Source organism: Marinobacterium ramblicola, from assembly GCF_019084545.1.
GTDB lineage: Bacteria > Pseudomonadota > Gammaproteobacteria > Pseudomonadales > Balneatricaceae > Marinobacterium_D > Marinobacterium_D ramblicola.
The window spans coordinates 1-12,994 of the sequence record NZ_JAHREP010000025.1 but is presented as its reverse complement, the minus strand read 5'-3'; the positions used below and the strand labels follow the sequence as shown (position 1 = coordinate 12,994).

Genomic DNA, 12,994 nt, shown 5'->3' with positions numbered 1-12,994 from the left:
ATAAACACCATAAGAGGGATAAAGACGTGTATCGCATACTGATTGCCGATGATCACCCGCTGTTCCGCGAAGCGATCACCAACGTGATCCAGTCAGGCTTTCCCGGCTCGGAAACCATTGAGACCGAGGATCTGGAGACCGCCCTCAAACTGGCCACCGAAGATGAGGATCTCGACCTCGTACTTCTCGATCTGAACATGCCCGGCATGCACGGCCTCAATGGCCTGATATCCCTGCGTAATGAGTCGCCGACCGTTCCGGTGGTCATCGTATCCGCTGAAGACGATAAACAGATCGTACTGCAGGCGATCACCTGCGGTGCCGTCGGTTTCATCTCCAAGTCGGCCCCGCGCAAAGAGATGACCGACGCATTGCAGCAGATCCTCAACGGCAACGTCTACCTGCCCAGCGACATCATTCGCGCCAGTGGCGGCGACAGTCGACGCAGCCGACGCCTTAGCGAACCGCAGATACCGCCGGAACTGCTCAACTCACTCACCCGGCGTCAGTTGTTGGTGCTGGAACGCATGGCGCAGGGCGAATCCAACAAGCAGATCGCCTACAACCTCAATATCGCCGAAACCACGGTAAAGGCGCATGTATCGGCCATTCTGCGTAAGCTCGGCGTACACAACCGCGTGCAGGCGATCCTGTCCGCCAGCGATATCGATTTTGCCCACTACCTGAGACGCTAACCTCCCCTCCCCAGCCTCCCGGCTCGACGCAGGAGGCTCTGCTGGATCAATCCCTCATCAGGTGGCTGAGCATGGTCTTCAGTTTGAGCGGACGAATCGGCTTGTGCATCAGCTCATAGCCAAGCTCACGCATCTGCTGTTTTAGCTCGTTGCTGTAGTTCGCGGTGATCATCAGCACCGGCGGCTCATCCGGGCGCTGCTTCATGATATCCCGCACCACATCGACACCGATCACGTTGTTGTCCAGATGATAGTCGGCGATCAACAGATCCAGCGGCGCCGTTCCGACTGCCACCTGCTCACGAAGCTGTTCAAGGCCTATCGCCGTGGTCACCTTGCAGCCCCAGCCGTTGAGCAGCGTGGCCATGCCGTCGCAGATCGACTGGTCGTTATCGATCATCCAGATATTGCACCCCTTCAGGCGCTCGCCGATATCGGCGATCTGCAGCTGCGGCACGGTATGCTGAGGCGCCAGCTCGCCATAGGGGATCATCACCGAGAATACGGACCCTTTGCCCAGCTCCGAGCGCACCTCGATGCGATGACCCAGCATGCGGACGATCTTCTCGACGATGGCAAGGCCCAACCCCAACCCCTTATCCTGGCTGATGTTGTTGCCACGCTTGAACTCCTGGAAGATCGTTTTCAACTGGTCGGATGGTATACCGCTACCGGTATCGCACACCTGCACCTCGAGCCCCTCCGCGCGGCGGCGGCAGCCGAGCAGAATTCGCCCGCCGGGATTGGTGTAACGTACCGCGTTGGACAACAGATTGCGCAGAATACGCGCCAGCAGCGCCGGATCTGTCTGCACCACGGCGGTACAGGATACCGAATGGAAGTGGATCCCTTCGCTCTTGGCGATATGGGTATATTCGGGCGCGATGTTGTCCAGCAACTCGTTCACCCTGAATGCCGATACGTCGGGCTGAATCACCCCAGCATCCAGTTTGGAGATATCCACCAGGGTACTGAGCAGGCGCTCCACATCCTCCAGCGAGTTGCTGACCGAGCCGATCAGATGGGCGATACGCTCCGGCATCGGCTGCTCCAGCAGCGCACCGGTGAACAGGCGCGCCGCGTTCAGCGGTTGCAGCAGGTCATGGCTGACCGCGGCGAGGAACTTGGTCTTCGACAGATTGGCCTGCTCCGCCTCCTGCTTGGCTTCCAGCAGGCGCGACTCGATCGCCTTGCGCTCGCCGATCTCCTGACGCAGCTGCTGGTTCAGATCGGTCAGCTCCGAAGTGCGCTCGCGTACCCGATGCTCCAGATTCTGATAGGCCTGCTGCAGCGCCATCGCCGTGCGACGACGCTCGGTGATATCGCGGATCATGACGAAGAAGCCGACCGGCTTGCCCTGGGAGCCCATATTGGGCACATAGGCCTTGAGCAGGTAGCGGTTCTCGCCGGCGGCATTGGCCTCCTCGATCTCGAAGGTCACGCTCTCCCCCGCCAAGGCGCGGTCAACATAGGGCTTCAGGCGCTCAAACTGGGCGTCGCCGTGGACGCGGCCGATGGTCTCGCCGAGCAGCGACCCCCGCGGCCAACCGTACCAGTCATCGTACACCTTGTTGGTGAACTGGTAGCGCATATCCTCGCCGACATAAGCGATCAGTGCCGGCACGTGGTCGGTGATCAGGCGTATCCAGCGCTCGCTCTCGCGCAGGGTTTCGGCGTAGCGGGAGTGCTCGGTAATGTCGGTATAGGTGTTGACGTAACCGCCGGTGGGCAGCGCGTGGGTGCGGATCTCCACCACCCGTCCATCGCTCAGCTCCTGGGTCAGTTCGTCCAACGGCTGCCCGCGCTCATCTTTTGAGCTTGGGGTCAGCAGCATTACGCCAGAGCCATCCATCAAGCGTTCGAACCGGGGTGCACCCTCCATCTGCGCGCGATCAAGCCCACACAGGGTCAGGAACAGGTCGTTCCAGATCTCTACCTGCCCCTCGGCGTTGATCAGCACCACCCCTTGCGACAGGTTATCCACGGTACTCTTGAGCAGGCGCGACTTCTGCTCCAGCGCCTGCTCACGCTGAGCCGCCTCGGACGCCTTCAGCTCGGTGATATCGGTATACAGCGCCACCAAGCCGCCATCGCCGGTGGTGCGGCTGTTCATCTGCAGCCAGCGACCATCGCACAAGCGGTAAATATTGGCGTCCTCGTTGCCGACCTGGGTCTCGACGATCAGGTTATGTTCCACCGCGAGTTCAAGACAGCGCGCCAAGGTAGTGCCGCGCTGGATATCGACACCGCACAGCGCCCAGATCTGGCGATACTGATTGTTGCACAGTACCAGTTGCTTATCGGCATCGAACAGGGCGAAGGCGTCGGAGATACTCTCGATCGCATCGATCAGGCGCTGGTGGGCGGTCGCCGCCTCCTCGTTGGCCAGTTTCAACGCCTGGTGAGAGTGTTTCAGATCATGCAGCGCGGCATTCAGCGCCTCGGTACGCTCACGTACCTGCTCGGCCAGAATTACCGAGTGCTCAAACGCTGCATAGGGTGCGGCACGCAACGCACTGCTGGCTTCGACACGCTCGACCAGCGCATTGCGAATCTTGTTCAGACGGGCATTCTCGGCTTCCAGCTCCGCTATGCGGGCACGCAGTAGCTCGGGTGTCGTATCATCCATGGCGGCTGTTTCGGCCAATGACAACTCCTGTGAAGGTCTGGTTGATGTGCATACCGTCATACTGTTCACCATAGGTATTAAAGCCAACGACGCGGTGTTGCTGCAGGAAGCGGGACATCTCCTCGGCCTGGTCGCAGTACTCCAGCTCCAGACGACGCAGGAAACAGTCGCAACCGATGGTGATCAGCGGCTCTCCCATTTCGCTTTCGATATGATCCAGGCGTGCGCCCAAGTTTTCGATCATCGACCCCGGCTCCATCGCCGTGAGCACGATGCCGTTCTCGACCGCACAATAAAACGTCAAACTGCCATCCGGGTTGACCCGTTGAATCGAGCGCACGTAATGCTCATTGCCGATACGCACCGCAAGGGGCTTGAACGCAAACACCCGGTTGTCCAGCTGTTCCACCGGCAGACCGACGATACGGGCGTACTCTTCGGCGGCAGGCACCGCATTGAGCTCATACACCGTGCGGCTGCCAGGATCGGCGGCGGTCACCACCAGTTTTTCATCGCGTGCGTGCATGTGGTGGGTGGTAAACACCTCGAAATCCAGCGGCGTGCTGATCATGATCACCACCGCCGCCTGGGTGTAGAAGCGCCCGTTGCAATAGACATGGGTATTGGTCAGATGGATGTCATCCCCTGCCGAACCGCCGAACTGAGGGATACTGCCGAGCGCTGCATTCAGCGTCATCAGCACCATCTCCTCCTGGCTGGAGAGGCCATCGAGCAGCGTCAGCGCGAAACTGTGGCCCTTGATCGGTGCAACCCGGTCCTCACGACAGGCATTCACCAGCCCATCCACCAGTTTCTGTGCGTCGGCCAGTGCGAACCCCTCAAGTGACTCGATCAGCGCCACTTCGGCTGCGAACAGGTTTCGATCGAACCCTATCGCGGTGATACTGCCGCGCTCGTACCCCTCGGGTGTCACCTCACCCGCGGTGGTACAGCCGGTGATCTGGATACCGTCGAAGGCTTTGTCCAGCTCGGCACTGAGCTGCTCCAGCGGATATTCGGCCGAACAGAAAAAGAGCACGAAGCCAAGCTCCGGGTGCCGCAGGCTGTCGGCCAGCTCCCGCGCGGCAAGCGTTGGATCCTGCTGACGCGACACAGCGGTCACGACCGGCTCTTTTATCAGGGGCGCATTCATCCCGGGTACTCCCGTGCTCACTTCACTGCTGAAAAAGTTTCTTTTGATTGTAGGCACAGCCCCCAATAGGGGTTAATGCTACTTGAGTACTGAATATACGCTGCGCAGGGTGTAGAAGGGAAAAGTCGAGGGAAATTTTGAGCAGAGAAAATAAAAGCCGCAGACCGGATGAAGGGGGGAAGGTCCGGTCTGCGGCCAGCTAATACGCTGAAAGGATGACGATTATTACCAGGTCAGTACTGCACCGAGTGCGATGGTATCCATATCAGTACCGCCTTCCGGTTCATAGACACTGTATTCGGCAACAAGTTTCAAATTGTCGTTAACAGAGTAGAACAACGCACCACCCGTCAGTTCACTGGTCGCACCGCCTGCGTCAACATTGCCGTAGGAGAGTACGCCTCTGACCGCTTGATAAGTGTAGGAGGTCTGAACCAGATATCCATCCGAATCTGTTTCGGCAGACAAAACGTCGCTGGTAAAGGTGGTCGGAATGCCCTGCTGGTCGAAACCTGAGGCGGTCAGCTTGAAGCCGCCGACACCGACCTGGGCACCGTAGGCCACGCCCTGCGCATCAACACTGGTGGAACCGGTAGTCGCTTCACCGGACGCACCGCTCAACCAGGCATTGAAGGTCACGCCGTCGATGTCGGTACCGTAGGTCAGTTCCGCTTCGAGGCGCGGCTCTTCACTGTAGGTGCTCAGGTTCGAGGTGTAGCTGGGATCGAGCATACCGACGGCCAGCTGGAAACCGTTGGTTTTCGGCGTACGATAAGTGATCTGCGCATTCGGGTTGGCGTAGGGGTAACCGGTGGTGATGTTACCGAAGGTGGTACGAGAAGTGGACTGAGGCGCAAAGCCGACACCCAACAGCAGTTCGTCGTTGAAGATGTTGCTGCGCGCGTAGAGGCCGAAATCCTTACCGAACAACACCTGACCGAAGTCGCCGTCGACGGTGGCGTAGAACTGACGTACGTCGATCGCGGAGTCGGTCTCGCTGTCGCCGTTGCTGTCATCATTGTTGACGTCGTTGATGGTCACCCAGAAAGATGAACGCCCACCCAGCTTCAGGTCGCCCTGCTGCTTGGTCACATTAAAGCCGATATAGTTCGGCAGGAAACCCATACGAACGCGGGATACATTGGTATCGCCCTGGTCCTGGTAGGTATAGAAAGCGTTGAGCAGGCCGTCAGCCGAGAAGGTGGTACCTTCGTTGTCATACAGCATGATCTCCGCGTGTGCGGTCGCCGCAGAGGCTGCAACGGCAAATGCCAGCAGAGAACGGGTCAGGTTGTTCTTTTTCATATCATCCCCTTGTTTTTAGTCATGACAGTCAGGCGGTTGGAGTCCCCTTTCCACCTGATGGGGAGTGATTATTCGGACAGGCACGCCCTCCCGATATCGGGCGTTAGCAGCGTTTTCACCCTGCTTTGCGCTCGCGCCCTAAGGCGTTGAATCGGGCTGATACAAAAGTGACAGGCGTATGACAACCGAAGCAGCTGACCGAAAGAGCGATAGTTTTTTAGGAGTTCATCAACGACAGACGCAATACGGGAGTAAGCGTTATGGTCAGTACCGAAAGTACTGTATCCAGAGTCGCAGTAGGGGGCGTTCAGGCGGGAGAGATGGAGAGCAATAGAGCGCCAGCAGCGGCGCTCTTTCATTTACTCGGCGATGGGTATCACGCGAGTTCAAGCTTCTGCGGCGACACCAGAATGCCGTTATTGTCGGCGTAAAGGTATTCGCCCGGACGGAAGGTCACGCCGCCGAAGGTCACCTCGACGTTGAGATCCCCCAGACCGCGCTTGTCGGTTTTCATCGGGTGAGTGCCCAGCGCCTGAACGCCGATATCGGTCTCCCCTATCGCGTTCACATCGCGAATGCAGCCGTAGATCACGATCCCTTCCCAGCCGTTTGCGCTGGCCTTTTCCGCCAGCATGTCGCCGAGCATGGCGCGGCGCATGGAACCGCCACCGTCGACCACCAGCACCTTGCCGGCGCCGGGCTGGGCGACCTGTTCCCGTACCAGGGAGTTGTCCTCAAACGCCTTGATGGTGACGATTTCACCACCGAAATTTTCCCGGCCACCGTAGTTGATGAACATCGGCTCGACTACGGTCACACGTTCGGGGAACTGATCGCAGAGTTCAGGGAGAAGGTCTTCCACAGCAGGCTCCTTATTGACTGAATGGAAATGCATTCGAAGGGTAAACGCCAATACTGGCCCAAGCGTTGTGCAATTGCACTACCACTTATGGCCAGTTTTCACGATCCGAATACGGAAGCTCGCTGTGCAGCGCACAAAGGCTCGACTAGCTGGGTGCGACTACACCCAGCAACACCTGCACCGGATGCGGCAATGCCTGGCTGTCCATCCGTTTGACCTGGGAGCGGCAGGAGTAACCGGTCGCCATCAGCTGCCCCCTGTTTGCCGGTGTATTGACGATATTACGCCAGCTCAGATCGTATATATCCTTGGAGCGCTGGTAGTTCACCGTTTCATGGCCGAAGGTGCCGGACATGCCGCAACAACCGGAGGCAACAATATCCAGCTTCTGGCCCAGCGCTTCGAAGATCGACTGCCACTGTTTCAGCGACGGCGCTGCCGAAGTCTTCTCGGTGCAGTGCGCGAGCAGTTTGTAATCGGCGCTCGGCAGATCCCGCTCCAGCTTGATACGGCCGAGTTCGCCGCTGAGCCACTCCTGGATCAGCGCTACCTTGGGCAGGGCACCGTCTACCGCGTCGGCGTACTCCTGGCGGTAGGTCAGCGTCATCGACGGATCGATGCCGATCAGCGGTACGCCGGTATCCTCCAGCGCGGAGAGCATGTCGGTATTCCGCCGTGCCGCCTTCTCAAACGCCTTCATGAAGCCATGCACGTGCAACGGCTTGCCATTGGGCATGAACGGCGCCACCATCACGTAGTAGCCGAGATGGCCCAACAGATCGACCAGATCCAGCACCAGCCGGGTTTCGAAGTAACTGGTAAACGCATCCTGCACGATCACCACGGCGCGCTCACGCTGGCCACCGCTCAACGAGCCGATCAACTCCGGCGTCGCCCACTCGATACCGCGCTGCTCCAGCCCCTGACGCAGGCTGTTGGTGCAGATCACCGGGCTGTCCACCATACCGCCGAAGCGGCGCATCAGCGCGCGCACCAGCGAATTGCTCATCGCCCAGTTGTAGGGTGCCGGGAAGCGGGACAGGGTCGGGATCATGAACTCCAGGCTGCCGACCAGGTAATCCTTCACCGGGCGCAGGTAACGGCTGTAGTACAGCTCGAGGAAGCGGGCACGAAAATCCGGCACATTGACCTTGATCGGGCACTGACCGACGCAGGATTTGCAGGCCAGGCAACCCATCATCGCCTCGTGCACCTCGTTGGAGAAATCGTACTCGCCGCGGTCGCGCCGCCAGGTATTGCGTAACTTCATCGGCAGCGACAGTAACCCATTTGAGCGCCGAACCGCCCTCGCCTCACCGACAGGGTCCACCCCCTGGCGCGCCATCAGACGCAACCATTCGCGGATCAGCGATGCGCGCCCCTTCGGCGAGTGGATACGCTCGCGCGTGCCCTTCCACGACGGGCACATGGCATCGTTGGGATCGAAGTTATAGCAGGCACCGTTGCCGTTGCAGTTCATCGCCGAATCGTACTGCTCGCGCACGATCTCCGGCACCTCGCGGTCGTACTGGCCGCGAGTCGCCACCGCATCGATCTTCAGCAGTTCGGCGCCTTCGAGCGCCGGAGTCGCGATCTTGCCCGGGTTCATCTGGTTACGCGGATCGAACACACCCTTGATCCGCTGCAGCTGCGGATAGAGCGGGCCAAAGAACTCCGGCGCGTACTCCGACCGCACCCCCTTGCCGTGCTCGCCCCAGAGCAGCCCCTTGTACTTCTTGGTCAGCGCCGCCACCCCATCGGTGATGGTGCGGATCAGGCTCTCCTGCGCCGGATCTTTCATGTCGATCGCCGGACGTACATGCAGTACGCCGCAGTCCACGTGACCGAACATGCCGTAGGCCAGGCCATGATCGTCAAGCAGCTTGCGGAACTCCATGATGTAGTCAGCCAGGTTTTCCGGCGGTACCGCCGTATCTTCCACGAACGGAATCGGCCGTTTCTGCCCCTTGGCGTTACCCAGCAGCCCCACCGACTTTTTGCGCATGCCCCAGATCTTGTTGATCTCTCCAGCGCCGTAAGCAACGGTGTAACCGAAGCCGGCACCCGGCTTGCCGCAAACGCCGTCAAGATGGTGACAGAGCGCCTCCACCTCTTCACGCAGCTTCGTCTCATCATCCCCGGTGTACTCCACCAGGTTGATACCGCGAATATCCGGCTCCCCTTCCAATTGTGGGAAGTAGCTGGCCACGCTATCCCAGACGATATCCTCCATCGCCAGGTTCAGTACCTTGGAGTCCACCGTCTCGATCGAGGTCGGCCCCCACTCCATCAACGCCTGCGCATCGCGCAGCGAGGCCTCGAAGCTGTCGTACTTGATGTTGACCAGCGCCGAGTGCTTGGGGATCGCCAGCACGTTGAGCTTGGCTTCGGCGATAAACGCCAGCGAGCCCTCGCCGCCACAGAGGATCGAGTTCAGGTTGAACCGCCCCTGCTCGTCACGGATATGCGCCAGGTCATAGCCGGTCAGGCAGCGGTTCAGTTTGGGGAAGGTGGTGTCGATCAGTTCGCGGTTCTCGCCAAACACTTGATCGATCACCCGGTGGGCCTCGCCGATGCGGTCCTTGCGTGACTTGATCTCGTCCAGCTCCGACTCATCGACCGCCTTCGAGGTCCAAAGCTCGCCGCCTAGCCAAACACTGGTCAGCTCCAGCACGTGGTCGCGGGTCTTGCCGTACATCACCGATCCCTGACCGCTGGCATCGGTGTTGATCATGCCGCCGACGGTGGCGCGGTTACTGGTCGACAGCTCCGGCGCGAAGAAAAGGCCGTAGGGCTTCAGCGCGGCGTTGAGCTGATCCTTGACCACACCCGCCTGCACCCTGACCCAGCGCTCGTCCGGGTTTATCTCGAGGATGCGGTTCATATGTTTGGAAACATCGACCACCAGACCGTCGGTCAACGACTGGCCGTTGGTACCGGTACCGCCGCCCCGGGCGCTGAGCACCACATCGGCAAACCGCGGTAACTCGGCCAGCTCCGCAATGCGCACCAGATCCTGCGTATTGCGTGGATAGAGCACCGCCTGCGGCAGAATCTGATAGATACTGTTATCCGTGGCCAGCACGACCCGGTTGGCATAATCGGGGTTCAGATCCCCCTCGAATCCGGCGTGTTTGAGCGCCTCGATAAACTCAAGATAGAGAGCCTTGATGGTATCGGTCTCGGCGATGCGTGGGATCATGCGGCTACCCGTTCAAACGTAAGATGGAAACTGGTCACAATGAGCGCAATGATGCAGAATCGTCATTTATCAATCAAACGATAAAATTCGATAGATTAATCGATGAATCCGAACAATATCTCGATTCGCCAGTTGCAAGCCTTCGTCGAGGTTGCCAACTGCGGCAGTTTCACCCGCGCCGCCGAGGGCCTGCACCTGACCCAATCGACCCTGACCGCCCAGATACAGCAACTGGAAACCCAGGCCGGGCTCAAACTGTTCGACCGCACCACCCGCCGCGTGCTGCTGACCGACGAAGGAGAGCGTTTCCTGCCGGTAGCGGAGCGCCTGCTGTCCGATTTCGCCACCGCCATGACTGACCTTCAATCCCGCGCCGAGCTGAAGCAGGGCCACGTTAACCTGGCCGGCTCCCCCTCCATCGTCACCCGTTTTCTGCCCGGTGCGCTGGTGCGTTTTCGCGCTCAACATCCCAGCATCAGTGTGCACATACGTGACGACAGCGCCGGCAGCCTGGAACAGCGGGTGTTGAATAACGAAGTCGATTTCGCCATCGCCGGCAACCACTCCGACCAGCCGGACCTGGAGTACCGGCCCCTGCTGCGCGACCGCTACGGGCTGGTTGTGCCTCACCAGCATCCGCTGGCGCAAGCGCACCTCCTGGATTGGCATGCCATCCCGGTTGAACAGCTTATTTTGCTGAGCCGAGACACCGGCATCCGAGCCCAGCTGGAACGGTTCACCGAAAGCGGGCAACTGCCGATAACGCTCGATGCGCCATTGATAGAGGCCACCAACCCGGCTGGGCTTGCAGCGCTGATCACACAAAATCTTGGCGTATCGGTTCTGCCGGCCTTGGCCGCCGACACCCACGCCTTCGCCCAACTGCGCTTCATCCCGTTGGAGCATCCCAAGCTCGAACGCGAGATCTGCATCATCACCCGCCGCGGCCGCGCCCTCAGTCCGGCCGCAGCGGCGCTGCTGGATTGTGTGAGAGAACATCTGGCGAATATGCCGCTACCCGAAGGGGTTCAGGCGATCTGATTGATCAGCGCACCCGAGCAAGTCCCGATCGCGGCCTCCGCATGGGTCAACATGTCCGTGTCGGTGCCGCTGATCGTAAACAGGATTACTTCCTTGCGACGATGAAGAGAGAGCCCTTGCCTGGCTGCCACTCCCTGTCGATTGAGAAGCCTGACTGTTCGAGCATCGCCACCAGCTCCCCACGTCTAAAACGGTTAACAAAAGGCGCCAATCCAACAGCCTGCATGAGCGGAATAACGGCCCGCCAGAGGATGTTCAACTCACCCACCAGCGCAGTACTGGAGATAAACACACCGCCAGGTTTCAGCAGCCCGTACACCGTTGAAATGGCGCCTTCGACCTCTTCCAGAAGATGCAGAATATTCAGTCCCAAAACAGCATCAAAAGACTCGGGCTCAAACTCCAGGCTATCGAGCGTGCCTTGCCGGAAAATAACATTGTCGATAGAAGCCGCTTCCGCCTTCTGCCTGGCGATTTCCAGCATCCTGTCCGATATATCCGTTGCTACGATATGACCAACGAACGGAGCATGGAGAATTGCCGTACTTCCTGTACCGCATCCGAACTCCAAAACGCTCCAGTCCGGACGGAAGTACTCCCGGGTGATGGCCAACTTCTTCTCGTAGCCGGCCTGATCGCGTATCGAGCTTTTCGCGTAACGAGCCGCGCTTCTGTCCCAGAACTGTTTGGCATCCCTCAACGGTTTCTCCTTAATCCCTTCACCTGATCCACACCCTGTAGCGACTATGGCCTGTCATGGCATAGTGAATAGCACAACAAACGGGAGCGCGTCGTGCATCCTCTGCAGCACCCTGATGAGGTATGCTCACTCGCTACGTTTAGGCTCCGGCCTGCTAAGTAAATAAACAGCCACTGCAATAAACAAAATAGTAATGCCCGTAAGCAGCCAAAAATGATTAACCCGATGATACATAAAAGCCCCACTGCCAAGCAGCATCAGTACAGCTAATGCTTTGCTTCGTCTTGATACTGCTCGCTCTTGCTCCCAATCTATAAGCAGCTTACCCAAGTGCGGATGGGCATATAACCAACGGTGAAGCCTATCGGACCCTCTTGCCGCAAACCACGCGGTCAATAGAAGAAATGGGACCGTTGGCAACCCTGGGAGAAACACGCCTATAAGGGCAAGTGCTAAACACAGGTATGCGAGAACTAGCGCCACCACACGCGTCATACGCGCTCACCTCTTGTAATTCTCATGATTTATCACCGGTTGGTGTGGCCCCTTCGTCAACCGATGCATTAGCGGTCAAGTGCTTACGTTGTTAGCTGCTCCTGTAAATAGCTGAACGATGTCCAACTTTTATGACATTTATAACCAACACTTCATCCCGTATTTCGTAGATAATGCGATATAAGCCCTGCCTAACCCGGTAGTTTTCTTGGCCGGAAATTTTAATGCAACCTTCTGCTCTAGGATTATCAGCCAAAGAGTCTATGCGCTTTAAAATCCGCTGAACATCTTGCTTGGGAATGTTCCGGAAGTCTTTAGCAACAGATTTTTTAAAAGTAATTTTATATTTTGCCATGCTGCTTCAGATCATTGAGCAAGTCTTCATAGCTGATCTCAGGTTCCTGGGACCTTTCTGAAATTGCCTGTAGATCTTCTTGGTCTTCGCGCATAAGCAGGCGAACAGCTTCGTCAACAAGTTCAGATACAGATACGTGGGATGATGCTGCTCGTATTTTTAAGGCTTGATGGATAGCTGGCTCAAAATAGACAGTTGAGCGTTTGGATAGAGTGCTCACAGCATGCTCCTCCTCTTAGATATGTTGTTTCAAGACTATAGCATCACAACGCTATGATGTCATAGCGTTGTACGCATTAGGCTGGATAACAACCTTGAAAAACACCGAGTGCCCTGTCGGCGACCATGATCCTGTTGCCGCGGCGGGGCTGAAGCGGTGGCCTCGTCTTTCCAGCTCCCAGTCCAGCTCGTCCAACACGATGTTGGCCAGTTCCGGCCAGTGGGCATGCAGGTAGAGCGACAGTTGTTCTGTCGTCATACTGTCAGTGCCGGTTGCTAAAGTCCCCAAAATCGCAACTTGAGATGTCCCCTCCACCGAGGCATCAATAAACCGACTT

At 58.2% G+C, this 12,994-nt stretch carries 12 protein-coding genes; 2 read left to right on the top strand and 10 right to left on the bottom strand.

What is annotated here, in order from left to right; translation table 11 throughout:
- Window positions 1–26 precede the first annotated feature (26 nt).
- The gene (locus KQ940_RS17495) at window positions 27–695 is read left to right on the top strand and encodes a response regulator (RefSeq protein WP_217415098.1); all 669 of its coding nucleotides are present in this window, start codon (window positions 27–29) and stop codon (window positions 693–695) included.
- A gap of 46 nt (window positions 696–741) precedes the next feature.
- On the opposite strand, the gene KQ940_RS17490 is transcribed toward KQ940_RS17495, so the two are convergent.
- The 5 genes from KQ940_RS17490 to ydiJ all read right to left on the bottom strand — a co-directional run bounded on the left by KQ940_RS17490 (window position 742) and on the right by ydiJ (window position 9,846).
- On the bottom strand, window positions 742–3,324 hold the full coding sequence (locus KQ940_RS17490; RefSeq protein ID WP_217415097.1) for a hybrid sensor histidine kinase/response regulator: 2,583 nt from the start codon (window positions 3,322–3,324) through the stop codon (window positions 742–744).
- Window positions 3,317–4,477, bottom strand: a complete 1,161-nt coding sequence (gene nosP / locus KQ940_RS17485) for a nitric oxide-sensing protein NosP (RefSeq protein WP_217415096.1) — start codon at window positions 4,475–4,477, stop codon at window positions 3,317–3,319. Before nosP ends, KQ940_RS17490 begins: the two co-directional genes overlap by 8 nt.
- A gap of 225 nt (window positions 4,478–4,702) precedes the next feature.
- Entirely contained in the window at window positions 4,703–5,782 is a 1,080-nt protein-coding gene (locus tag KQ940_RS17480; RefSeq protein WP_217415094.1) for a porin, read from the bottom strand.
- A gap of 376 nt (window positions 5,783–6,158) precedes the next feature.
- A complete protein-coding gene (gene rraA, locus KQ940_RS17475; protein ID WP_217415092.1) occupies window positions 6,159–6,644 on the bottom strand; it encodes a ribonuclease E activity regulator RraA in 486 nt (161 codons plus the stop codon).
- 145 nt (window positions 6,645–6,789) lie between these two features.
- Window positions 6,790–9,846: a D-2-hydroxyglutarate dehydrogenase YdiJ gene (gene ydiJ, locus KQ940_RS17470; RefSeq protein WP_217415091.1), complete on the bottom strand. Its 3,057-nt coding sequence runs from the start codon at window positions 9,844–9,846 to the stop codon at window positions 6,790–6,792.
- Window positions 9,847–9,948: 102 nt separating this feature from the next.
- Between ydiJ and KQ940_RS17465 the strand changes: the two genes are divergently transcribed.
- A complete protein-coding gene (locus KQ940_RS17465) occupies window positions 9,949–10,887 on the top strand; it encodes a LysR family transcriptional regulator (protein ID WP_217415090.1) in 939 nt (312 codons plus the stop codon).
- Between the two features lie 85 nt (window positions 10,888–10,972).
- On the opposite strand, the gene KQ940_RS17460 is transcribed toward KQ940_RS17465, so the two are convergent.
- The 5 genes from KQ940_RS17460 to KQ940_RS17440 all read right to left on the bottom strand — a co-directional run.
- Entirely contained in the window at window positions 10,973–11,587 is a 615-nt protein-coding gene (locus KQ940_RS17460; RefSeq protein ID WP_217415089.1) for a class I SAM-dependent methyltransferase, read from the bottom strand.
- Between the two features lie 126 nt (window positions 11,588–11,713).
- On the bottom strand, window positions 11,714–12,082 hold the full coding sequence (locus KQ940_RS23245) for a YbaN family protein (protein WP_217415088.1): 369 nt from the start codon (window positions 12,080–12,082) through the stop codon (window positions 11,714–11,716).
- A gap of 91 nt (window positions 12,083–12,173) precedes the next feature.
- Window positions 12,174–12,437: a type II toxin-antitoxin system RelE family toxin gene (locus KQ940_RS17450; RefSeq protein WP_217415087.1), complete on the bottom strand. Its 264-nt coding sequence runs from the start codon at window positions 12,435–12,437 to the stop codon at window positions 12,174–12,176.
- Entirely contained in the window at window positions 12,424–12,657 is a 234-nt protein-coding gene (locus KQ940_RS17445; protein WP_217415086.1) for a hypothetical protein, read from the bottom strand. Before KQ940_RS17445 ends, KQ940_RS17450 begins: the two co-directional genes overlap by 14 nt.
- A 51-nt stretch (window positions 12,658–12,708) precedes the next feature.
- Window positions 12,709–12,994, bottom strand: a 286-nt coding sequence (locus tag KQ940_RS17440) for a hypothetical protein (RefSeq protein WP_217415084.1), incomplete at its 5' end; no start/stop codon positions are given.